A 22,614-nucleotide genomic window follows, 5' to 3' on the forward strand; every position below is an offset into this window, starting at 1 on the left:
CGGGCACAGAATTCAAAGAGGGCTGCAGCATTGCTGCGGCCCTTTTTTGTTGCGTTATGCTTTGACCGGGTAGCGGTCGGGCTCTTCAAACACATCAATGACCCGCGTCCCCGCTTTAATCGTCCCGCCATGTTCGACGCCCGAGGGGATCGAATAGCTGTCTCCGGGGCGATAGGTTCTGGTGTCATCCCCGATGGTCAGTTCAATTTCGCCCTCGACTACAGTACCCCATTGCGCCTTGTGCGAATGCAGGGGCAGTTCGAAGTCTTTGAGAAAGGTGAAGAATGCGACCAGACCTGCATCGGATCGGATAACCGCGCTTTGCACCACGTCTTCGGGGAACGGCACATCAAGGCTTGGAAAGTCGGTAATGAAATCAGGGTAGGTCATGAAAACGTCCTTTGCGGTCTGTGTTCCAGTACTATGGCGGTGAAGCCGCGGTCTCGCAATTCCCGACCGCTTGACCGGGGGCAGGCACGCCGTTATGGCCCCCTGCATGGAAAAGCAAAAGAAACCCTCTCGTCAGCAAGTCTATACACTGCTTGTTCAGATCGGTCGTAAGGATGGCGACGGCTTGCCCGAAGGTGCGACCGGGGCGGCGCTGATGTGTTTCGCCAGCGGCGTGGATGAGGCCGAGGCCGTGCGCGAAACCGTGGCGATTCTGAAACAGGCCGACACCGCGCCTTTGGATGTCACCGGTTATGGCACTCTGGCCGAACGTGAGGCGCAGGGCCATGAGATTGACCCGGATGAGCGTGCGCTGATGCAGCGGGCTTTGGATGAAAACGCGGTTATTGTCGCGCAGATGACGCCGTTTTTCGGGGATGAGGAACCGGCCTAGTTCCGTACCCCGAACCATTTGCGATAAATCTCGTCATAGGTGCCGTCTTCACGCAGGGCGAGCAAAGCCTGATTGACGTCTTCCACCAGTGGCGAGCCCGTGGGGAAAGTAATCCCGTAGTTTTCACGCATGAAAACGCCGCCGGTCATGGTGGCAATCCGACGCCCTTCATGTGAGGCGTAATAAGACAGGATCGGCGCATCAAAGACCACGGCATCCACGCTCTTGTTTTCAAACGCGGTCAGCATTTCTTCGAGGCCAGAGTATCCGGTAAATTCAATCTCGCGCCGGTTCAGGAAATTGGCGGCGGTCGAGCCTGAAATTGTGCCGACCTGCTTGCCATACAGATCGTTGACCGAGTTCACGTTGCCACTGATCGCGTCCACTGTCATGACCGAAGTGATCCGCGCGGTGAAGACCGAGACGATGAACAGAGATGAAATAACCAATATCACGCCCAGCAAACGGCCAAAGGGCGTACGCGGCATGCGTTCTTCGAAGCCGCCATTCACCACCAGATTGAGCGCCCACCAGAACGAGGGAAACCACGCCTCTTTCAGTTTACGGTCGAAATAGGGTTGCGAGCGGCGCTCGAAACTCCACATCAACATGCCGCCACCCAGAAGCAGGGCAAAGGCCAGCCCGATGGCAATGAACAATTCACGTGACAGTAGCGCATTTAAAAGCGACGGTTGGCGCGCGGCCTCGGACGGGACCATGATTTGCAAACCGGATTCAAAAATCGGCTGGCTGAAATCCATCTGTGTCTCACGCGATGCGGTGATCGAGATATTGGCAATAGCCAGATCAGCTGAACCATCCTGCACCGCGCCCAGCATGTCAGCGAACCCCTCGACACGGTTGACGGAGTAGTCCCAATTCAGCGATTGCGCGAGTGCCTGAAGCAAGTCCATGGAAAACCCGGTCTGAGCTCCGTCTTCAACATAGGAAAACGGAGGGCGGGTCACCGTAGTGACAGTCAGTGTCTGCGACTGGCTTTGCTGTGCAAAAACCGTGAAAGTCAGACAGATCAGTGCGAAAAGCGCGCGTATCATTGTCAATGTACCTGTTTCGCGCGGCTCTAACGCACTTTCGAACGGCGCGGCAAGGTGGTCGCAGGGTAAATCCTCATGTTTTATTGGGGTGTCAGGTCGACACAAAAGGTAATAAGCCCGCAAATTCTGGCGCGCAGGGGTTGGCAATCGGTGCAATTCGTTGAATCTGTGCGCGAACCTTCGTGCAAATGAACCAGAAAGGCCGAACAATGACAGATCCGGTGAAATTGACAGCAGATCTGATCCGTTGCCCATCGGTCACACCCGAGGAAGGGGGGGCGCTGGTATTGTTGGAGGAACTCCTTTCCAGTGCTGGGTTCGATTGCACCCGCGTCGACCGGGGCGGCGTCAGCAACCTGTTCGCGCGTTGGGGTCAGAAAGGCCACGCGCGCAGTTTCGGCTTTAATGGACACACCGATGTTGTGCCTGTTGGGGATGAGGCGGCCTGGACCAAGCCACCTTTTGGTGCGGAAATCGACGATGGGGTGATGTTTGGACGCGGAACGACCGATATGAAATCCGGCGTGGCGGCCTTTACGGCGGCAGCAGTGGATTTTGTCCGCGACACGCCGCCCGATGGTGCTGTGATCCTGACCATCACCGGTGATGAAGAGGGCGACGCCGTGGACGGTACTACGGCGCTGCTGGATTACATGGACAGTACGGATGAGCGCATGACTGTCTGTTTGGTGGGTGAGCCGACCTGCCCCAATACGATGGGCGAGATGATGAAGATCGGCCGCCGAGGCTCGATGACGGCGTGGTTCACGGTGACAGGCGTACAGGGGCATTCGGCTTATCCACATCGGGCTAAGAATCCTCTGCCTGCGATGGCGCGTCTGATGGACAGGTTGGCAAGTCATGAACTGGACCGGGGTACGGACCATTTCGATGCCTCAACGCTGGCGGTTGTTAGTATCGACACCGGAAATACCGCGACCAACGTGATCCCGGCGCAATGCAGCGGGGCGGTAAATATCCGTTTCAACGATCTGCATACGGGCGCAAGTCTCAGCGAGTGGTTGCAGGCCGAAGCTGCAACTGTGGCCGAGGCATGTGGTGTTGAAGTTGATATCAAGATCAAAATCTCAGGGGAAAGCTTTCTGACCCCTCCTGGCCCGCTGTCTGATCTGGTGGCGCAAGCGGTAGAGGCAGAAACCGGCACCCGCCCTGAGATGTCCACCACAGGAGGCACCTCGGATGCGCGATTTGTGAAAAACCATTGCCCGGTCGTGGAATTTGGCCTTGTCGGGCGGACGATGCATCAGGTGGATGAATGTGTCGAGGTAGCGCAGATTGCCCAGCTCAAGACGATCTACACTCGGATTCTGCGGGACTATTTCGCCTGATCCATGCAGCGCACTCTGGTCATAATGGTGAAAGAGCCACGTCCGGGCCGTGTGAAAACGCGTTTGGGACGCGACATTGGTATGGTTGGCGCGGCGTGGTGGTTCCGGCACCAGACCCGGTCGCTGATCCGTCGGTTGCGCGATCCGCGCTGGCAGATCGTGCTTGCGGTTTCGCCAGATCGAGAGGGGCTGACCAGCCGTATTTGGCCGGTTGATCTGCCCCGCGCGGCGCAAGGGCATGGTGACCTGGGCGACCGGATGGGTCGGATGCTGCGTGGAATGCCAAAAGGTCCGGTCTGTCTGATCGGTGCGGATATTCCCGGCATCACCAGAGGGCACATCGCGCAGGCGTTTGGGGTACTGGGACAGGCGCAGATGGTATTTGGCCCCGCGCCAGACGGTGGATATTGGCTGGTTGGCGCCCAGCGTTACAGCGCTCTGCCGTCCAATCTGTTCAGTGATGTGCGCTGGTCGACGGAACATGCATTGACGGATACGCTGACCTCGATCCCTGATTGCCGGGTGGCGCTGTTGGACCAACTGCGCGATGTGGATACGGTTGCCGATCTGAAACCCTGATCTTTTTTAGCCATGACGCCGTCGCACCGCCGTGCTAGGCCGGAATCATGACTCGCATTCCCACCAAGCAGGAGGTCCTTGACTGGATCTCGGCGAACCCCACCCTGACTTCGAAACGCGACATCGCCAAAGCCTTTGGTATCAAGGGCGCGGACCGGATCGACCTGAAGCGTATCCTCAAAGAACTTGAGGCCGAAGGCCATCTGGAAAAGCGCAAGCGCAGCTATCGCGATCCGGATCGTTTGCCACCCGTCAGCGTGCTGCAGGTGAAGGCCCCGAACGAGGATGGCGACCTGTTCGCGCGACCTCTAGAGTGGCATGGCGAGGGAGTTGAACCGATCGTGCTGATCGTTGCCCGCGCCAGTGATCCTGCGCTGGGTGAGGGTGACCGCATTCTGGCCCGCCTGACCGTGGTGCATGAAGAGGACCACAACTACGAAGCCCGCCTGATCCGCCGCATCGGGACCAACCCGCGCAAGATTGTTGGCATCTTCCGCAAAGGGGCCGAGGGCGGGCGGATCGTTCCCATCGACAAAACAGGTCAGACTGAATGGCTGGTCCACGATGGCGCGGTGCTGGGCGCCAAGGATGGTGAATTGGTCGAGGCCGAACAGGCTGGACCCAAGAACCGCATGGGCCTGCCCCGTGCGCGTATCGTGGAACGTCTGGGCGACCCCTCGGCGCCCAAGGCTGTCTCGCTGATCGCGATCCATCAGCATGGAATTCCCGACGATTTCCCCGATAAGGTAATCGCCGAGGCGGATAAGGCCAAACCCGTCGGTCTGAAAGGGCGCGAAGACCTACGGGACATGCCGCTGCTGACCATCGACCCCTCGGACGCGCGGGATCATGACGACGCTTGTTACGCGCATGCGGATGACGACCCGAAAAATCCCGGTGGCCATGTGATCTGGGTCGCCATTGCCGACGTCGCCGCCTATGTGCAACCGGGCACGGCACTGGATCGTGAGGCGCGTAAACGGGGCAACTCCAGCTATTTCCCTGACCGTGTTGTGCCGATGTTGCCCGACCGTCTGTCGGGCGATTTGTGTTCTCTGCACGAGGGCGTCCCACGCGCCTGTATCGCTGTGCGGATGCAAATCGACGCGGATGGCAACAAGGTTGGTCACCGCTTTGTGCGGGGCCTGATGCGGTCTGCTGCGTCTTTGCACTATGCTGAGGTACAGGAAGCCGTCGACGGCAATCCCAACGACCGCACCGGACCTTTGTTGGAGCCGGTGCTGAAACCGCTTTACGCCGCTTACGCCGCGCTGAAACAGGCCCGTGCCGCGCGGCAGCCTTTGGAACTGGACCTGCCAGAACGCAAGATTGTCCTAAGCGACGCGGGCGAGGTGACCAGCGTGGCCTTCCGTGACCGGTTGGATGCGCACAAGCTGATCGAGGAATTCATGATCCTCGCCAATGTCGCTGCCGCCGAAACCCTGATCGCCAAGCGCCGCCCGCTGCTTTTCCGCGTGCATGAAGAACCCGCACCCGAGAAACTGGAAAGCTTGCGGGAAACTGCTCAGGCCGCGGGGCTGAACCTTGCCAAAGGGCAGGTGCTGCAAACCCGTCACCTAAACGCGCTACTGAACGCCGCTGCTGGAACTGAAGATGCGGAGCTGATCAACCTCACCACATTGCGGTCGATGGCGCAGGCCTATTACAACCCCGAGAATTTCGGGCATTTCGGACTGGCGCTGCGCAACTATGCGCATTTCACTTCACCCATCCGCCGCTATGCCGACCTGATCGTGCACCGGGCGCTGATCTCGGCGCATGGTTGGGGCAAGGATGGGTTGACCGAGGATGAGATCGCGCGGCTCGATGAAACCGCCACCCATATTTCGGACACCGAGCGCCGCTCGATGATGGCCGAGCGTGACACAACCGACCGCTATTTGGCCGCGTATCTGAGCGAGCGGGTAGGCAATGAATTCTCAGGTCGCATCAGCGGCATTGCTCGGTTCGGCGCCTTTGTGAAGATGGACGAAACTGGCGCGGATGGGTTAGTACCCGTGCGCTCGCTGGGACGCGAGTTCTTTCATTTCGACCGCGAGGCCGGAACGCTGATGGGCTCGGACACGGGCCTGATCATCGCCATCGGCCAGCGTGTCACCGTGCGCCTGACCGAGGCAACACCGGTAACTGGCGGGTTGGAATTGGAGCTGCTGTCAATTGATGATCAGGCCCTGCCGCGGGGGCGTGGATCAAGGGGACGGCCCACACGGCGCAAGGCGGTCAGCACCAGGCGCAAAAAGGACACGATCAAGCGCAAGGTCGAACGCAAGCGCCGCCAGAGATAGCGGCGAAACGCCGATCTGTTCGCAATTGCGTGGGATCACGGTTTAGATGCTTTGAGAATTTCCGATTATGCGCTACCCTGAGGGCGAGCAGTCATCAGGAATATCGGAATGCGTAAATGCGCAAGTGGCATCATAGCCGCTGCATTATGGGCATCCATTGTGCAGGCGGAATCCCTCAATTCAGCAGATGGGTCGCAGACCTTTCAGCTGGCTTCGGCCGATGTAATGGTATCGATCCGACCGGTTTTGCGGCCTCCAGTTAAGGAGTATCGGGTGTCAACCGAAGGAAATGCGCGTTTTCAGGCGTGGCTGGGGGCGTTTCGTAAGCGCGCGATGCAGCGGGGTATTTCACCTGCGACTCTGGATCGGGCGCTGGCCGGCCTGACCTATGACAAGAAGATCATCGAGCGTGACCGTAATCAGGCCGAGTTCTCAAAGCCGATCTGGGAGTATCTGGATTCTGCCGTCTCGGACACGCGGATATCGAACGGTCGCGCGGGACTTGAGCGCCACCACGCAACCCTGACCCGGATCGAAGCGCAATATGGCGTCGAAAAAGAGGTTGTCGCGGCAATTTGGGGGCTCGAGACTGCCTTCGGGACGTTCCGTGGCAGCGATCATACCATTCGATCTTTGGCCACATTGGCCTTTGACGCACGGCGGGCAAAGTTCTTTGAAACCCAGCTGATCGCCGCGCTGCAGATCGTTCAGGTCGGAGATGTCAGCCCCGGCGACATGATTGGCAGCTGGGCGGGCGCAATGGGCCACACGCAGTTCATGCCGACCTCGTATCTGGATCACGCGGTGGACTTCGACGGCGACGGGCGACGCGATATCTGGTCTGATGATCCGAGCGATGCGCTGGCCTCGGCTGCCGCCTACCTGGCGCGTCACGGCTGGATCAAGGGGCAACCCTGGGGGGTCGAGGTGCGCCTACCTGAAGGGTTCGACTATGCCACTGCCAAACGCGAATTCACTTTGATGCCTTCAGATTGGGCCGCGCGTGGCGTGGTCGGACGTGACGGTAAGCCGGTGTCAGACCATGGGCAGGCCGCCATTCTGTTGCCTGCCGGAGGGCAGGGTGTAGCGCTGATGGTCTTCGACAATTTTGGCGTGATCGAGAAATACAACGGCGCCGATGCTTATGTGATTGGCATCGGCCACCTGTCCGACCGATTGGCCGGGCGTGCCCCGTTTCAGGCCAGTTGGCCGCGCGGTGACCGTGTGCTGAGTTTCACTGAGAAAAAGGAACTGCAAACCCGCCTGACAGAGGCCGGGTTTGATACACAAGGCATCGACGGTCGTACCGGGCCAAATACAACCAACGCGGTAAGGGCGTATCAGCTAGCGCGGGGATTGCTGCCGGATGGCTATGCCAGTTTGAAGCTGTTGGAGCGGTTGCGATAAGATACTTGCGCGGTGATGAATTCCCCGGGGGCCGTAACGCGTAACGCACTGGTCGTTCCCATAATTGAGGAATATTGGTACACTATTCCCATTCAACAGTGACGATGATCGTGAAGATTGTTGTCACATCAAGGTGTTGCGGTGCAAAATGAAGCGGCTGTTCCCATCTCTTTCTAAGGGCGCGACACTTGGCAGCGTATTCCGTTTGTTTCCAGACAAGCTCGCTCCATGGTGTGAATATGAAAGCCTCGTGATGCGGGGCCCAAGTGACCTTTCCTTTTCTGAGCGCGAGTTGATCGCCGCCTATGTTTCGGGGCTTAACGCCTGCTCCTATTGTCACGGTGCCCACGCTGTATTCGCCCGCGCCTATGGCATTGATCCTAAATTGATCGAAGCGCTCATGCAGGACCTTCATTCAGCACCTGTCGATCAACGGTTCAAGCCCATCCTATCTTATGTCGCTAAGCTCACAGAAACACCTTCCCAATTAACCGAGGAAGACGCAAAAGCCGTTTATGGCGCAGGATGGTCAGAAAGCGCACTCTTCGATGCGATACAGGTCTGCGGCGTTTTCAATTTGGTGAATCGCCTCGTAGAGGGGACGGGAATTACCCGAGTTGGCAGTGCTTCTTCCGAACTTGACGAAGAAAAGCTTGCAGAGTTTCGCAGTGAGTCATTTTACACGGATTTCGGTCGTGCAAACGGCTTAGACGTCTAAAACTCAGTGACGCATTGGTCATTTAACGGTTCAACAAAGTGACGTTTCAACAGTAGGGCGGCCATCTTGAGCTGCCCTATTGCCTTATGATGGTTTGGTGTGCCGGCCTTATGAGGCCGCCTTCATCAACCCTTGCGCAATGATCTCAGCCTGTGCTTCGTCCAGCGACTTGTAAATCCGCACGAACATCTCGTCGATATCCGCTGGCGTCAAGATCAGTGGCGGTGAGATGATCATCCGGTCACCCACGTGGCGCATGATCAGGTTGTTGGCAAAGCAGCGGTCGCGGCAGATATAACCGATGGTGCCAGGCTCGGACGCGAATTTGGCGCGGCTGGTTTTATCCGGCGTCAGCGCGATCGAGGCCATCATGCCGACAATCTTGGCCTCACCAACCAGCGGGTGGTCGGCCAAAGCCTCCCACTTCTGTTTCAGGTAGGGTCCGGCCACGTCCCGGACGTGCTCGACGATCTTCTCCTCTTCGAGGATGCGCAGATTTTCCAGTGCCACGGCGGCGGCGACCGGGTGGCCTGAATAGGTGTAGCCGTGGTTGAACTCGGTCCCGCCGATGACTTCGGCAATCTCATCATTCACTATTGAGGCGCCAATGGGCGCGTAGCCCGAACTAAGCCCTTTGGCGATGGTCATGATATCCGGCTTGATGCCAACGGTTTCCGAACCAAACCAGTTACCGGTACGGCCAAAGCCGCAAATCACCTCGTCCGCGATCAGCAGGATATCGTACTTGTCGCAGATGCGCTGAACCTCGGGCCAGTAGGTGTCCGGCGCGACGATCACGCCACCGGCCCCCTGAACTGGTTCTGCGATAAAGGCCGCAACGCGGTCTTCGCCCAGTTCCAGAATGGCCTCTTCCAGTTCGCGTGCGCGGGCCAGGCCGAAATCCTCGGGCGTTGTATCGCCGCCCTCGGCCCACCAGTTTGGCTGGTTGATGTGGTGGATATTCGGGATCGGAATGCCGCCTTGCGCATGCATCCCGGCCATACCACCCAGCGAAGCCGAACCCACAGACGAGCCGTGATAAGCATTGTGGCGGCTGATGATGATATTCTTGTCGGGTTGGCCTTTTTCGGCCCAATAGGTGCGCACCAGGCGGATATTGGTGTCGTTCGCCTCGGACCCGCTTCCGGCGAAGAAGACGTGGTTCAGATCGCCCGGCGCAAGTTCAGCAATCTTGGCGGCCAGAGCGATCGCAGGCACGTGGGTGGTTTTGAAGAAGGTGTTGTAATAGGGCAGTTCACGCATCTGGCGGGCGGCAACCTCGGACAGCTCATCCCGGCCATAGCCGATGTTAACGCACCAAAGACCTGCCATGGCGTCCAGAATCTCTTCGCCCTCGCTATCGGTCAGGTAAACGCCGTTGGCGCGGGTGATGACGCGCGCACCTTCCTCACCCAGTGAGCCATTGGCCGAGAACGGGTGAATGTGATGGGCGGCATCCAGCGCCTGCAATTCGGCGGTGGGCATGTGATTTGTGATGGTGGACATCCGAAAATCTCCTGAAAGAGCGATTGGGACTCACAATATGATCAAATTTTTTTCTGTCAATCGAATCGATCGAACTCAGTCGTCAGTCAACGCACCGGCCATCAGTTCCATACCTTGTTCGATGTCCTGAGCCGTGGCTTTTGCAGCCCCATCGGCGTCCTGCGCGCGCAGCGCGACGATGATATCCTTATGACGGTCCGGTAGGCTCTGAGTTCCAAATCGGCCACAAACCACGCGTAAAGACGGGCCGAATCTCAGCCAAAGCCGCTCGGCCAAATCGCTTAGGATCGGAGCGCCTGCGTGGGAATACAGCGTTTCGTGGAACGTGTGGTTCAGATGCAGGTATCCGCTGACGTCCCCGTCGGCGATGGTGCGGTCCAACCGCTGGTCGATACGTTCCAGATGGTCGATATCCGAGTGGTTCATATTTGTTGTTGCACGTCTGGAAAGTTCTGATTCTATTGATAATCTGGCGAAGATCATCTGCTCGACGTCACCTGATGACAAAAGGGGCACGCTGACCCTGCGGTTGCCTTGAAATACCAGTGCCCCGTCCGAGATCAGGCGGCGAATCGCTTCTCGTACGGGGGTCATGCCAACCCCCAGCGAATCAGTCAGACCCTGTATCGTGACGGGCTGTCCGGGTACCAGATCACCAAACATGATCTGTGCTTTTAGGGTCTGGTACACCTGCTCATGTGCAGGTTTTTTTTCGGTCTCTGATTTCGAGTCGGATGCAATATTTTTGATCAAATCCAATTGATTTGCCCTGTTTCCACTGATGTTGACTTGTCAGGTTTCTGACGTCGTGGAACCATACGCCAGATCGAGGGAAAACGCAAAACTTGATCAAATCCAAAAAAACGGGAAAATACCCGTACAGTTGCAGGGAGAAGAAAAATGAAACTGAAAACGCTGACGCTGACGGCGATCATCGCATTGGGGACTTCGGCGGCCTTCGCCGAAGAGGTGCGCGTGTACAACTGGTCCGACTACATTGATGAGGACCTGCTTGCCAAATTCGAAGAGGAAACCGGCCTGACGCTGATCTATGACGTGTTCGACAGCAACGAGGTTCTGGAGACAAAACTGCTCGCAGGCGGATCGGGCTATGATGTGGTGGTGCCCACGGGCAGCTTCATGAAACGCCAGATCGAAGCCGGGGTTTATCAGGAACTGGATTCTTCGCAATTGTCCAACATCGGTAACGCGTGGGACGTGATCGCTGAGCGTGTTGCCCAATTCGACGCGGGCAACAAGCATTCAGTGAATTACATGTGGGGCACCACAGGTCTGGGCGTGAATGTTGCCAAGGTCACGGAAATTCTTGGTGAAGACGCGCCAATCGACTCGATGGAGTTGATTTTCAATCCAGTAAATATGGAGAAGTTGGCAGCGTGTGGTGTCCACTTCCTTGATGCACCTGACGAAATGGTGCCTGCTGCAATGGTGTATGCAGGTTTAGACCCCAACTCTGATGACAAGGATGAAATTGCCAAAGCTGAGGATGTCTTTGCCGCGGTACGCCCGTATGTCGCAAAGTTTCACAGCTCGGAATACATTAACGCACTGGCGAACGGCGACATTTGCGTTGCGGTAGGTTTCTCGGGTGACGTCTTGCAGGCACGAGACCGCGCGGCTGAGGCCGATAACGGGATTGAAATCGCCTATAACGCGTTCAAAGAAGGCTCGCAGATGTGGTTCGATCAACTGGCCATCCCGGCGGATGCGCCGAACCCCGAGGGCGCACACAAGTTCATCAACTTCATGCTGGAACCGCAAAATATGGCTGCGGCGTCCAACTATGTTTACTATGCAAATGGGAACAAGGCCGCACAAGAGTTCCTGGCTGAGGACGTGATCGGCGATCCGGCAATCTACCCGTCAGAGGACGCGATGAACAATACCTACGTCAAAGGGCCCTACCCGCAGAAGACTCAGCGCGTTGTGACGCGTATGTGGACCAAGATCAAGTCGGGCACCTGATACTATCTGTCTGCGCAAGGCGGTTCGTCCGCCTTGCTCCTTTTTCCAGATTGTCGAACGGGGGCCGTTTTGAACTCTGACGTCTTTGCGCCGTGGGATGACCCGCAGGCGAAACCTTTGATCCAGTTCCAGAATGTCACCAAGCGATTTGGTGCCTTCACGGCCATCGACAACCTGTCTCTGGATATCTTCGAAAAAGAATTCTTTGCCTTGCTGGGGCCGTCTGGCTGCGGCAAAACCACCATGATGCGGATGCTGGCCGGGTTCGAGACCCCGACTGAAGGACACATCATCTTGGGCGGTCAGGACATCGACCCGATCCCGCCAAACAAGCGGGCGGTGAACATGATGTTCCAATCCTACGCGTTGTTCCCTCACCTAAGCATTTGGGACAATATCGCTTTCGGCCTGCGTCGAGACAACATGGCCAAGCACGATCTTGAAAACCGTGTTGAAGAGATGTTGCGCCTGACCCGGCTCGAGCAATTCGCCCGACGCAAGCCGCATCAGATCTCAGGCGGTCAGAGGCAACGCGTGGCGCTGGCGCGGTCTTTGGCTAAGGCGCCGAAGCTGCTGCTGCTGGACGAACCCCTGGGTGCGCTGGACAAGAAACTGCGACAGGACACGCAGTTTGAACTGATGGACATTCAGGAGAAGACCGGCACCACTTTCGTAATCGTCACACACGATCAGGAAGAGGCAATGACTGTCGCCAGCCGCGTGGCTGTGATGGATCAAGGCAAGTTGATGCAGGTGTCGACACCAGATCGAATCTATGAAAATCCGAACTCGGTCTATGTTGCGGACTTCATTGGCGACGTGAACATAATCGAGGGCCGGGCTTCGGCCAATGGGGAGGAAACCTATCAGATCGACTGGGCCGAAGGACAGGCGCCGTTGACGGCAACCTCGGCCAACGGGTTTTCAAATGGTCAGTCCTGTCATCTGGCCATCCGGCCCGAGAAAGTGACGATCTCGGCAGATCGTCCGGCGGACGCGATCAACGCGGTGCAGGGCAAGGTGCATGACATCGCCTATCTGGGCAACATGTCCACCTATCACGTCGAGCTACCAAACGGCACGATCATCAAGGCGCAAACGGCCAATACGCGTCGAATCTCGCGCCGATCATTCACATGGGAAGACCCGGTCTGGCTGTCGTGGACAGCGACGGCAGCGGTCCTGCTGGCAAACTGATGCGTCGCGCTGTTCTAATCGCCGTTCCCTATGTCTGGCTGCTGGCGCTGTTTCTGGTGCCGTTTTTCATTGTTCTGAAAATCTCTTTGTCGGATACCGAGCTGTCGATCCCGCCTTACACACCGACGCTAGATTTCTCGCAGGGATGGGCGGGGATCAAGGAATTCTTCAGCCAGCTCGATTTCGAAAATTACGTCTGGCTGACCGAGGATGACTTGTATTGGAAGGCCTACCTCTCCAGCGTCAAAATTGCTGTGATTTCAACATTTCTGACGCTGCTTGTGGGCTATCCCATTGCCTATGGCATGGCGCGCGCCCCGACCGAATGGCGACCGACGCTGATGATGTTGGTAATCCTGCCGTTCTGGACCTCATTCCTGATCCGTGTCTATGCATGGATGGGTATTCTGTCGAACGAAGGTTATTTGAACCAGTTCCTGCTGTGGACGGGTATCATCTCGACCCCGCTGACTATTCTGAACACAAATACAGCGGTCTATATCGGCATCGTCTATACCTATCTACCTTTCATGATCCTGCCGATTTATTCCGCGCTCGAACGAATGGATGACTCGCTCATCGAAGCAGCCGAAGATCTGGGTTGTTCGCGTTTTCAGGCGTTTTGGCTTGTGACTATCCCACTGTCACGCCCAGGCATCATTGCGGGTTGTTTCCTTGTCATGATCCCAGTGATCGGAGAGTTTGTGATCCCCTCGCTGTTGGGCGGCTCGGGCACGCTGATGATCGGTAAGGTTTTGTGGGAAGAGTTCTTCTCAAACCGTGACTGGCCTGTGGCCAGTGCTGTAGCGGTGGTTCTGCTGCTGATCCTGGTGATCCCGATTGTGCTGTTCCAGCGCAACCAGCAGAAGCAGGCGGAGGCTGAGCAATGAACAGGATGAGCTGGTTCAACGCTGTCTCGCTGACGCTAGGGTTTGCGTTCCTTTACATTCCGATGATCATTCTGGTGATCTTCAGCTTTAACGAAAGCAAGCTTGTCACGGTTTGGGCCGGGTTTTCGACCAAGTGGTATGGCGAAGTGGTCCAGAACGAAGCCTTTCTGGATGCAGCTTGGGTGACCGTGCGGGTTGCAGTGTTTTCCTCGACGCTGGCAACGATCTTGGGCACCGCAGCGGCCTATGTGCTGGTACGCGGCAAGCGGTTTTTTGGCCGTACGCTGTTTTCCGGCATGATTTACGCGCCGCTGGTGATGCCCGAGGTGATCACCGGATTGTCGCTGCTGCTGTTGTTCATCGGTATCGGGTTGGACAGGGGTATTCTGACCATCGTTCTGGCGCATACGACCTTTTCGATGTGCTTTGTCTCGGTTGTCGTATCCTCACGCCTAGTGACTTTTGACCAGTCATTGGAAGAGGCCGCACTGGATCTGGGCTGTTCACCTGCGCAGGCGTTCCGGCTAGTGACCCTGCCGATTATTGCGCCCGCTGTGATATCGGGCTGGTTGCTGGCCTTCACCCTGTCGCTGGATGATCTGGTGATCGCCTCCTTTACCTCGGGTCCGTCTGCCACCACCTTGCCGATCAAAATTTTCTCGGCCGTGCGTCTGGGCGTCAGCCCCGAGATCAATGCACTGTCCACAATCATGATCGCGATTGTGACCGTGGGAGTCATCACTGCCTCGTTGGTCACAAAACGCGCGATGGTGCGGCAAAAGCAAGATGAATTGGCCGCTGCGCAGACCGAATGAAGCGGCTTTTCCCAGATTACACCTATGGCTCCGGTCCAAGGGCCAACTGCTGGTGGGATGAGACGATCGCCAGCCCGGACTGGCAGGTGCTGCAAGGGGATCTGAGCGTTGACGTTGCAATTGTCGGCGGTGGGTTTACCGGGGTTTCGGCTGCTCTGCATTTGATTAAGGCCAGGGTTTCGGTTGCGGTGCTTGAGGCAGAGACACCAGGTTGGGGCGCTTCGGGGCGCAATGGCGGCTTTTGCTGTCTGGGCGGGTCAAAGCTGAGTCACTCTGCGATGGTTAGGCAATTCGGAGTGGCCGGAGCGCAAGATTATGAGCGGGCTGAAAAAGATGCGGTCCTTCTTGTTGCAGACCTGCTGAAATCCCATGGCATAGATGCGGATGTGCATTCGAAGGGTGAAACCCAACTGGCCCACACCCGGCGCGCTATGGAAAAGCTGCGTCGCAATGCTGATGCATTGGGAGAGCTTCATGAGCCCGGTGACCTGCCAGCGCTGGGGTTGGGGGGCGCGTTTCATGGTGGATATTCAAATCCCGTCGGATTCGCGTTGAACCCCAGAAAATACTTGTTCGGCATCGCCCAAGCCGCCCAATCATCCGGTGCTGAGCTGTTCCAGCAAAGCGCCGTTCAAAGCATCAGTAAATCGCATTCCGGGTTCGATGTTCATACCAACGCTGGTCGGGTCAAAGCGGCGAATGTGCTGATCTGCACAAACGGTTACTCCAGCGAGGATATTCCGAACTGGATGGCCGGTCGATACATGCCAGCCCAATCCACGGTTCTGGTCACGCGCCCATTGTCTGAACAGGAACTTCAAGCACAGGGCTGGACCTCGGAGCAGATGTGCTACGATACCCGCCACCTATTGCATTATTTCCGCCTTATGCCCGATCGGAGATTCTTATTCGGGATGCGCGGCGGATTACGTTCTTCACCACGGGCTGAGGCCGCCATTCGGCGCAAGGCCATGATAGATTTCCGGCGGATGTTTCCAGAATGGGCGGCAGTCGATGTCACTCATATATGGTCCGGAATGGTCTGTCTTTCGCGGGGTTTGACGCCTTACGTTGGCCCTGTAGCGGATCAGCCGGGGCTGTTCGCCGGGTTTGCCTATCACGGCAACGGGGTGGCGATGGGTACCTATTGCGGACAGGCGTTGGCCCGGATGGTATTGGGACAGGTGGCCGGTATTCCAGAACCAATCGCAAGTCAGCCCAGGCGATTCCCGCTTGGTCGCTGGCGCCGCGCGTTGCTGCCGCCAGCCTATGCGGCGATGGTGCTTATGGATATGTAACGGCTACAAAGTCGCCAGTTCCAACTCAAACCCCGCTGCATAGTCCGGGGTTCCGTTTTCGGCACGCCACAGGCAATAAGCTGCCATCCTCCAAGCATACCAACGCCGCAACGAGTGAAAACGATCTACCGTGGCTGTATGATCGTAGGCCGACAGGAACTGATCCTCTTCCATGGTGGTCAGGGCTGCGCCCCGATAAATCTGCTGCATGGCAGGTGACAGGAACAGGGCAAGATCCTCGCACGGGTCCCCCAGCGCTGGGCATTGCCAGTCAATCAGGGTTAATCCCGATGGAGCGACAAGAATATTCCCGGCGACTGGATCACCGTGAATCAGGCATGTCTGATTGGTTGGCGGCACCTTTTCGTTGGGCTTCAGGCGTTCCAGCAAATGCCGATCTGGGGATGAGCAGCCGTTCAGGATGTTTTGTCCGTGCCGGGCCAGATCCGTGCTGCCGTTGCATCCTTGGGGCGCGGGCACTGACACCGCCAGCCCGTGTAACTTGCGCAACAGCTGCGCCACCGCATCTACCCCCTCGCGCCACGGTGCGCCCGGAGCATGGTCGTAAAATACCCATCGGCCGGATTCGTGCCGCCCGGCTGCGCGCAGGCGCGGGGCAAAACCAGCGGGTTCCAATATCGACAGGCATTGTGCCTCTAGTTCGGCGTCATTACGAAATAGCGGATTGCGCAAAGCGGCGCGGTAGAGTTTCAAAACCTTTCCGCCGTTTTCCCCAAGTACTTTCCATACATGGTTGGTGCGCCCGCCATATAGGGTCTGAAATTGCACGTCCGCTGTAATTAGGCCCTGACGGCGCAGGTCGTCGACAAGATCCAATGGGGGGCAGGTTGGGTCAGTCAGAGGGGTCACCGGTACAGTAAGCGAGTCGCAGGTTGCACAGGTGTGGCCTGTCCTGCCCAACAGATCAAGTTCCGGTTCGGACCGCTGTCACCGCTCCTGCTGGAACAACCTCGCCACTTTCCAAAGTGAGCAGGACCGTATCCTCCCCAACCTGAGCTTCGACTACCTGATTGAATGCTGCGACCGGCTGGGCCGATAGTAATTCCTCGCTGTCATAGCTCTCCAAAGTGGCTGAGTAACTGCCCGTTGGCAAAGGGCTACCGTCGCTGGCTGTTCCGGCCCAGGAAAACTCGGTCTGCGTCACCGGGACTGAAACTCGTTCCACCTCGGTGCCGGTACTGTTCCGGATCACCATTACGGCGTTATCCGCTGCTGCCGCTGCCTGCGCAGACAGCGCCACCGGCTCTCCGTCAAAATGGAAGGCAGCGGTCGTCTGGACATCCATGCCAATCCAATTGGCGAGCTCCTCCAGCTTTATTCCACCCAGTGATAGCGCCAGTTCTGATAGTAGCTCATTGGCCTGCACCTGTTGCTCAACCATCGAGAACTGGGCCAGTTGCGAGGCATATTCCGTGGAATCCATCGGCTCTAGGGGGTCCTGATTTCGCGCTTGCGTGGTCATCAACAGCAAGAACGTGTCGAAATCCGATGCGATGGAAGATGCCTGTGATGGCGCGACCCCCTGCGATTGGGAAATTGTCTGGGTCGTGGGTTGTGTCGGAGTGATCATGGTCAGAGCCTTATGTCGATCCGGCCATCCGGGCCGAGTTTCGGAATGGACGGGCCAGCCGCCGGGGCAGGCTCGGGCTGTGAATCCGATAAATTGCGGGATTCGCCCGTCTCAGAGTCGTCATGCTGTGCGTCGGAAGACGTGCCCAGATCAATGGACAGATCACCAAGTCCAAAGTTCTGGAACTCGGTCTCCAGAACCGAAAGGTGGCGGCGCATCATATCCAGCGTCTCTGGCCGCTCGGCCAAAATCGTCATGTGCAGGCCATCCTCGCGGCCGTTCAGGACAATTGAAACACGCCCCAGTTCTTCGGGGTTTAGCGCGACTTCGATGGTGCCGGGCTGTCCACGGGCAGAGACAAGTGTCGCTATTTGGTTGGCCACAGCGCGCGCCGTTTCAGTGCGCGCTGTGGCTGTTGTTACTTGGGGTGCAGGTGCCGCATCTCGTGTGGTCGACGTCGATAGGGACTCTCTGACGGACGAGGCTCCTTCCAATATGGAGTCAGTGAGAGCTTCTGTTTGCGTGTCGCTTTGCTTCGACGCCAAAAGTTGCATCTGCACGAGTGTTGACACGCGATCGGGCGTCATGGGGTTTGCGTTTTGCACGGGTGGTACGGCAGAGGTATTACGCATATCTCGTTCTGGTCGAAATACGGGCGAGAGTTCGGGAACCTCACTTGAACGCGAACTTGGAATTGCCGTTCCATTCGGGGAACTTTGGAACGCAGTCATCGTGTCCGGAGATTTTTGAAGTGGCACCGACCTGACTACAAGGGTCTGAACGGCTGGAAGTTCCGTGTGTTCAGCGGGGCTTTCTAGTGCGTACACTGCTGTGTTTTTCGTGGCATCTGGTTGTGCCTCAGCGGCCTTTTCGATGCCCGTTTGCATATTCGGGTGTGGTGGAAATGGTTTTTCGAGCGGCGTTTGCGCGATTTGCTTCTGAACCGGTTCCGGCAATACAGGGCGTAATTCAGCAAGTGGCTGATCATCCGGCACGTCAGGAGTATTCAGGGTTTCACCTTCCACACCGACCAATTCCAGTTCTGATTCTGCATCGGGCTGCTGAACCTCTAGATCCGTGGTCTCCGACTCAGCGGATTGCGGGTCGGTTTCCTGGTCCATGATATTTTGAAAAGATGCGGAGCTAATGGCGTCATGCGCGCCATGCCGGGCTGCATCAGGTTTCGCGGTGTTGCCTGGCGAAGGCATCAAGACTGAAAGTGGATTGGGCATTTTGCTCCGACTCCGATTGTGTGACCGGAAATCTGCCCGCAGGAAGTTACGTTTATTTTAACTGCTTTCCTCTTTGATCGAGAAAGTTCGATGTAAATTTCGGAGAAAGCGATGAAGATTTATGCGCCCCCTCCTGCCGTACAGGCCCCCACGACCACTGAGAAACTGCAGGCCGCCGCCGTCGAGTTGGAGTCGGCGTTTTTGGCAGAAATGCTGAAATCCTCGGGATTGGGCGAAACAAGTGAATCCTTCGGCGGTGGCGCAGGTGAGGATCAGTTCTCGTCATTTCTTGTGCAGCATCAGGCCCGTGCATTGGCCCAGTCTGGCGGTGTTGGCCTGTCCGAAATTCTGTTTCAATCCATGATGGAGAAAACGAATGCCGACCAAACCTGACACCGACTTGTTTAGATCCCTTGAAGAAGTGCTGGATCTCGAACGCTTAGCACTTGTTGACGGTGATCTGGATCGTCTGAACCACATGGTGCCGGAAAAAGAGAAGTTAATTGGTGCCATCAACGAGCTTCAGGTCTTTGAAAGCACCGAGTTGGTGCGTCTGCAGAAAAAGGTCGAGCGGAACCAGGCCTTGCTGAACAGCGCGGCCGAAGGAATTCGCGCCGTGGCCAGCCGCATGGCCGAATTGCGTCGTGTCCGACAGGAATTCAGCACTTATGGGGCAGACGGGCAGCGCAGCGGGTTTGCTGTGCGCCGCAATGCAAAGCTGGAAAAGCGGGCATAGCTGCTGGTTTGATTCAAATCCGAATTTTCTGGCTGGGACGTTTTAGCACTCCGTTAGGGATCAAAAGCCAAGGTGGGCGAGCACCTGAAACAGCAGGTGGCGCGAACAAGCCTGACGGCGGATCGCATTGATCAGAAAGACGTCAAAGCCCGCCTGTGGTGCGGGGTAAGCATGGGCGCAAAGGGCCCGAACGGAAAAGGAAGAAAGCTATGTCCAGCATTCTGACAAACAATGGCGCAATGGTGGCGCTGCAAACCCTGAAATCGGTCAACAAGAATCTGGAAATGACCCAGAACGCGATTTCGACCGGTAAGGACGTTGCGACCGCCAAGGACAATTCGGCGGTCTGGGCGATCTCCAAGGTCATGGAATCTGACGTTAAGGGCTTTAACGCGATCAAAGATAGCCTCGCCTTGGGTGAATCGACTGTGGCCGTGGCGCGCAACGCGTCGGAAACCGTGACCGACCTGCTGACTCAGATGAAGGAGAAAATCGTCGCTGCGCAGGAAGACAACGTTGATCGCGGCAAGATCAACGACGATGTGAGCGCTCTGCGTGATCAAATTGAATCGGTTGTTGGTGCGGCTCAGTTCAACGGCCTGAATCTTGTGGATGGTACAGCGGGAACGGCATCTATCTTGTCCTCGCTTGACCGTGACAACACAGGCGCTGTGACTTCTTCGTCGATTTCGGTTGCAAGCCAGAACCTGTCCACTGGTGGTTACGCCAGCAAGGCCGTTCTTGCCGGTTCTGACAATACGGCAACTGACAACGATGCAGCTGGTTTCACCATGGACAAGGACAGTGGCACCGGAACAATTGTGATCGACAGTTCGACTGACAACTTTGCCGTAGGCGACAAAATCTCAATTACTGTGGGTGATCAATCTGTCTCCTACACTGTGCAGGATTCTGATCTCGACCCATCTGGTACCTATGACGCGGCGAATACCGACGCCAATGTTGCCATTGGCCTGAAGAATCAAATCGACGCTTTGGGTGTTCATGGGTTGTCTATCGATTATGATCCAAGCGCAGAGGGAACTTTGTCGTTTGTGACCGGCACGGGTGTTGATGCTGCAGATCGGGATGTGTCCGTATCAGCGCAATTTACCAATGCAGGTGCAGGTGGTCTTGGCGCATTGAGCTCGATCGACGTTTCCACCGCTGGTGGGGCATCGGCTGCATTGGGCACTATCGAAACCCTGATCGACACGTCGATTGACGCGGCGGCGGCATTTGGTTCGGCGCAGGGTCGTATCGAAACGCAGCAGGATTTTGTTTCCAAGCTGACGGATTCGTTCAAGTCCGGCATCGGTTCGATGGTTGACGCCGACATGGAAGAAACCTCGGCCCGTCTGCAGGCCCTGCAAGTGCAGCAGCAGTTGGCCACCCAGTCGTTGTCGATCGCCAATCAGGCGCCGCAGTCGATCCTGTCGCTGTTCCGCTAATTCTCGGAACCTGGCCGGGGCGCGAAAACGCGCCCCGACCCTGACTGCCACAAGACGGCCCATTGGAAGGATTTCAAGTGACACCGCAAACTCTTGCACAACGTGCCTATGCGCAGACCGCCGCCCCGACACGCACGCCGCGCGATACCGAATACGAGGCGATTTCAAAGATCACGCATCGGCTCAAGGCAGCGGCCGCGCGGCGCAAAACCGACTTTGGGGGATTCGTTCAGGCGCTGCACGAAAATCGACGTTTGTGGACCGTTCTGGCAACTGGCGTATCGGATTCCGACAACGCCCTGCCCAGTGAACTGCGGGCGAGGATCTTTTATCTGGCAGAATTTACCGAGCAGCACAGCAGTCAGGTGTTGAGCAATAAGGCAACCGTGGAGCCTCTGCTTGAGATCAACATGGCGGTTCTTCGGGGTCTGCGGCAGATGGGTGCAACCTGATGGGGGGGCTGGTTCTGAAGCTGGCACCGAAAGAGAGGGTGCTGATCAACGGCGTCGTTGTTGAGAATGGGGACCGTCGTGGCCGGTTTTCGATCATGACGCCGGACGCCAATGTCCTCCGCCTGCGCGACGCCATTCACCCGGATGAAGTGAACACGCCCGTGCGGCGGGTGTGCTACGCCGTTCAGCTTGTCTTGTCGGGTGATATGGAGCCAGAGCACGCGCGGCAACAGCTTCTTCGACGAGTTGAAGAATTAAGCCAGGTCTTCACTGATGCAGACAGCCGCCGAGTCTTGTCCGAAGCCACCGAAGCTTTGCTTGCTGAACATTATTACAAGTGCCTTAAGTCATTGCGAGCTTTGCTGCCGCGTGAAGAACGGTTGATGGCGTATCAGCAATGACATTTCAGCCTGTCATCCCTACAGGCGGCATCGTCGGCTGGCGATTTTTGCAGCGCACCTATGATGCGCAGTTGGAGAGTTTTTCATCCTCAGCCGTCAATGAAAGAGAGGCAAAGTACTTTCTGGACAATATCGGCAAGGTACAAACCGCCGAGGATTTGGTCTCGGACCGGCGTTTATTGCAGGTGGCGTTGGGAGCCTTCGGGTTGGAGGACGACATCGACAACCGCTATTTCATTCAGAAAATACTGTCCGATGGCACAAGCGCAGATGACGCGCTGTCCAACCGGCTTGCCGACAAGCGGTATCGAGAGTTTTCCAAAGCTTTTGGTCTGGGGCCCGGAGACGTGCGGAAAACGGGTCTGAAATCCAATATGGAAGCGATTGCGCAGGACAATGTGGTGTCCCGTTTCGAAGTCGCAGTGGGTAAGTCGAATGAAACCATGCGGATTTCGCTTTATGCTCGGCACACGTTGTCGGACCTGGCCGCGCAGGATAGCGGCGCGGATACAAAGTGGTTCTATCTTATGGGGCAGCCTCCTCTGCGCAGCATGATGGAAACGGCGCTTGGCCTGCCGTCGAGTTTTTCGCAGCTGGACATAGATAAGCAGCTTGAGGTTTTCAAAGACAGGCTGTCCAAGTTAACCGGATCTGATGATCTGGCGCAATTCGCCGATGAGGCAGCGGTGGGCAAGCTGACGGATCAGTATCTTGCCCGCAGTCAGATTGCCCAACTGCAAAGCACCATTTCACCCGCCCAAACCGCGCTAATTCTGCTGGGTGCATAATCGTTGCTACCAGCCC

At 57.0% G+C, this 22,614-nt stretch carries 24 protein-coding genes; 17 read left to right on the forward strand and 7 right to left on the reverse strand.

Features of this window, described 5'->3' with window-relative positions:
- Nucleotides 1-54: 54 nt before the first annotated feature.
- Nucleotides 55-390, reverse strand: coding sequence for a cupin domain-containing protein (locus GOW93_RS10505; protein ID WP_170383854.1), 336 nt, complete (start codon nucleotides 388-390; stop codon nucleotides 55-57).
- Between the two features lie 106 nt (nucleotides 391-496).
- On the opposite strand from GOW93_RS10505, the gene GOW93_RS10510 reads away from it, so the two are divergent.
- The gene (locus tag GOW93_RS10510) at nucleotides 497-841 is read left to right on the forward strand and encodes a hypothetical protein (RefSeq protein WP_170383855.1); all 345 of its coding nucleotides are present in this window, start codon (nucleotides 497-499) and stop codon (nucleotides 839-841) included.
- On the opposite strand, the gene GOW93_RS10515 is transcribed toward GOW93_RS10510, so the two are convergent.
- The gene (locus tag GOW93_RS10515) at nucleotides 838-1,896 is read right to left on the reverse strand and encodes a transporter substrate-binding domain-containing protein (RefSeq protein ID WP_170383857.1); all 1,059 of its coding nucleotides are present in this window, start codon (nucleotides 1,894-1,896) and stop codon (nucleotides 838-840) included. The two genes, GOW93_RS10510 and GOW93_RS10515, sit on opposite strands and share 4 nt — an antisense overlap.
- Before the next feature lie 209 nt (nucleotides 1,897-2,105).
- On the opposite strand from GOW93_RS10515, the gene dapE reads away from it, so the two are divergent.
- From dapE to GOW93_RS10540, 5 genes are all read left to right on the forward strand, one after another.
- Nucleotides 2,106-3,245: a succinyl-diaminopimelate desuccinylase gene (dapE, locus tag GOW93_RS10520; RefSeq protein ID WP_170383859.1), complete on the forward strand. Its 1,140-nt coding sequence runs from the start codon at nucleotides 2,106-2,108 to the stop codon at nucleotides 3,243-3,245.
- Nucleotides 3,246-3,248: 3 nt separating this feature from the next.
- Nucleotides 3,249-3,824, forward strand: a complete 576-nt coding sequence (locus GOW93_RS10525; RefSeq protein ID WP_170383861.1) for a TIGR04282 family arsenosugar biosynthesis glycosyltransferase — start codon at nucleotides 3,249-3,251, stop codon at nucleotides 3,822-3,824.
- Between the two features lie 47 nt (nucleotides 3,825-3,871).
- Nucleotides 3,872-6,130 carry a ribonuclease R gene (gene rnr / locus GOW93_RS10530; RefSeq protein WP_170383863.1) on the forward strand — a complete coding sequence of 753 codons (2,259 nt, stop codon included), beginning with the start codon at nucleotides 3,872-3,874 and terminating at the stop codon, nucleotides 6,128-6,130.
- Between the two features lie 108 nt (nucleotides 6,131-6,238).
- Complete coding sequence (locus GOW93_RS10535; RefSeq protein WP_170383865.1) at nucleotides 6,239-7,537, forward strand: lytic murein transglycosylase; 1,299 nt, start codon at nucleotides 6,239-6,241, stop codon at nucleotides 7,535-7,537.
- Nucleotides 7,538-7,685: 148 nt separating this feature from the next.
- Nucleotides 7,686-8,255 carry a carboxymuconolactone decarboxylase family protein gene (locus tag GOW93_RS10540; RefSeq protein ID WP_170383867.1) on the forward strand — a complete coding sequence of 190 codons (570 nt, stop codon included), beginning with the start codon at nucleotides 7,686-7,688 and terminating at the stop codon, nucleotides 8,253-8,255.
- Between the two features lie 108 nt (nucleotides 8,256-8,363).
- Here GOW93_RS10540 and GOW93_RS10545 read toward each other — a convergent pair whose 3' ends face one another.
- Nucleotides 8,364-9,761 carry an aspartate aminotransferase family protein gene (locus GOW93_RS10545; protein WP_170383869.1) on the reverse strand — a complete coding sequence of 466 codons (1,398 nt, stop codon included), beginning with the start codon at nucleotides 9,759-9,761 and terminating at the stop codon, nucleotides 8,364-8,366.
- 75 nt (nucleotides 9,762-9,836) lie between these two features.
- Nucleotides 9,837-10,520, reverse strand: a complete 684-nt coding sequence (locus GOW93_RS10550) for a GntR family transcriptional regulator (protein ID WP_170383871.1) — start codon at nucleotides 10,518-10,520, stop codon at nucleotides 9,837-9,839.
- A 141-nt stretch (nucleotides 10,521-10,661) separates the two neighbouring features.
- Between GOW93_RS10550 and GOW93_RS10555 the strand changes: the two genes are divergently transcribed.
- The 5 genes from GOW93_RS10555 (at nucleotide 10,662) to GOW93_RS10575 (ending at nucleotide 15,947) form a co-directional block, all read left to right on the forward strand.
- Nucleotides 10,662-11,747 carry a polyamine ABC transporter substrate-binding protein gene (locus GOW93_RS10555; protein WP_170383873.1) on the forward strand — a complete coding sequence of 362 codons (1,086 nt, stop codon included), beginning with the start codon at nucleotides 10,662-10,664 and terminating at the stop codon, nucleotides 11,745-11,747.
- A gap of 69 nt (nucleotides 11,748-11,816) precedes the next feature.
- A complete protein-coding gene (locus GOW93_RS10560; protein WP_170383875.1) occupies nucleotides 11,817-12,944 on the forward strand; it encodes an ABC transporter ATP-binding protein in 1,128 nt (375 codons plus the stop codon).
- Nucleotides 12,944-13,834 carry an ABC transporter permease subunit gene (locus GOW93_RS10565; protein WP_170384277.1) on the forward strand — a complete coding sequence of 297 codons (891 nt, stop codon included), beginning with the start codon at nucleotides 12,944-12,946 and terminating at the stop codon, nucleotides 13,832-13,834. Before GOW93_RS10560 ends, GOW93_RS10565 begins: the two co-directional genes overlap by 1 nt.
- The gene (locus tag GOW93_RS10570; RefSeq protein ID WP_170383877.1) at nucleotides 13,831-14,649 is read left to right on the forward strand and encodes an ABC transporter permease; all 819 of its coding nucleotides are present in this window, start codon (nucleotides 13,831-13,833) and stop codon (nucleotides 14,647-14,649) included. Before GOW93_RS10565 ends, GOW93_RS10570 begins: the two co-directional genes overlap by 4 nt.
- Nucleotides 14,646-15,947, forward strand: coding sequence for an NAD(P)/FAD-dependent oxidoreductase (locus GOW93_RS10575; RefSeq protein ID WP_170383879.1), 1,302 nt, complete (start codon nucleotides 14,646-14,648; stop codon nucleotides 15,945-15,947). The genes GOW93_RS10570 and GOW93_RS10575 overlap by 4 nt, the downstream gene beginning before the upstream one ends.
- 3 nt (nucleotides 15,948-15,950) lie before the next feature.
- Here the strand turns inward: GOW93_RS10575 and GOW93_RS10580 are convergent, their stop codons facing one another.
- Genes GOW93_RS10580 through GOW93_RS10590 form a run of 3 tightly spaced genes read right to left on the reverse strand, consistent with a single transcriptional unit; the run spans nucleotide 15,951 to nucleotide 18,770 of the window.
- Nucleotides 15,951-16,817: a phosphotransferase family protein gene (locus tag GOW93_RS10580; RefSeq protein ID WP_368039661.1), complete on the reverse strand. Its 867-nt coding sequence runs from the start codon at nucleotides 16,815-16,817 to the stop codon at nucleotides 15,951-15,953.
- A 55-nt stretch (nucleotides 16,818-16,872) separates the two neighbouring features.
- On the reverse strand, nucleotides 16,873-17,538 hold the full coding sequence (locus tag GOW93_RS10585; RefSeq protein ID WP_170383880.1) for a flagellar hook capping FlgD N-terminal domain-containing protein: 666 nt from the start codon (nucleotides 17,536-17,538) through the stop codon (nucleotides 16,873-16,875).
- 2 nt (nucleotides 17,539-17,540) lie between these two features.
- Nucleotides 17,541-18,770 (reverse strand): flagellar hook-length control protein FliK, encoded by a 1,230-nt coding sequence (locus GOW93_RS10590; protein WP_170383882.1) that lies wholly within the window; start codon nucleotides 18,768-18,770, stop codon nucleotides 17,541-17,543.
- A gap of 111 nt (nucleotides 18,771-18,881) precedes the next feature.
- Here GOW93_RS10590 and GOW93_RS10595 point away from each other — a divergent pair, with 111 nt between their 5' ends.
- The 6 genes from GOW93_RS10595 (at nucleotide 18,882) to GOW93_RS10620 (ending at nucleotide 22,598) form a co-directional block, all read left to right on the forward strand.
- Nucleotides 18,882-19,163: a rod-binding protein gene (locus GOW93_RS10595; RefSeq protein WP_170383884.1), complete on the forward strand. Its 282-nt coding sequence runs from the start codon at nucleotides 18,882-18,884 to the stop codon at nucleotides 19,161-19,163.
- Entirely contained in the window at nucleotides 19,147-19,506 is a 360-nt protein-coding gene (locus GOW93_RS10600; RefSeq protein ID WP_170383886.1) for a flagellar export chaperone FlgN, read from the forward strand. Before GOW93_RS10595 ends, GOW93_RS10600 begins: the two co-directional genes overlap by 17 nt.
- Nucleotides 19,507-19,715: 209 nt before the next feature.
- A complete protein-coding gene (locus tag GOW93_RS10605; RefSeq protein ID WP_170383888.1) occupies nucleotides 19,716-20,957 on the forward strand; it encodes a flagellin in 1,242 nt (413 codons plus the stop codon).
- A gap of 77 nt (nucleotides 20,958-21,034) precedes the next feature.
- Nucleotides 21,035-21,409 carry a flagellar biosynthesis regulator FlaF gene (gene flaF, locus GOW93_RS10610; RefSeq protein ID WP_170383890.1) on the forward strand — a complete coding sequence of 125 codons (375 nt, stop codon included), beginning with the start codon at nucleotides 21,035-21,037 and terminating at the stop codon, nucleotides 21,407-21,409.
- Nucleotides 21,409-21,810: a flagellar biosynthesis repressor FlbT gene (gene flbT / locus GOW93_RS10615; RefSeq protein WP_170383891.1), complete on the forward strand. Its 402-nt coding sequence runs from the start codon at nucleotides 21,409-21,411 to the stop codon at nucleotides 21,808-21,810. Before flaF ends, flbT begins: the two co-directional genes overlap by 1 nt.
- The gene (locus tag GOW93_RS10620) at nucleotides 21,807-22,598 is read left to right on the forward strand and encodes a DUF1217 domain-containing protein (protein WP_170383894.1); all 792 of its coding nucleotides are present in this window, start codon (nucleotides 21,807-21,809) and stop codon (nucleotides 22,596-22,598) included. Before flbT ends, GOW93_RS10620 begins: the two co-directional genes overlap by 4 nt.
- Nucleotides 22,599-22,614: the final 16 nt, after the last annotated feature.

Source organism: Ruegeria atlantica (genome assembly GCF_013032455.1).
Lineage (GTDB): Bacteria > Pseudomonadota > Alphaproteobacteria > Rhodobacterales > Rhodobacteraceae > Ruegeria > Ruegeria atlantica_B.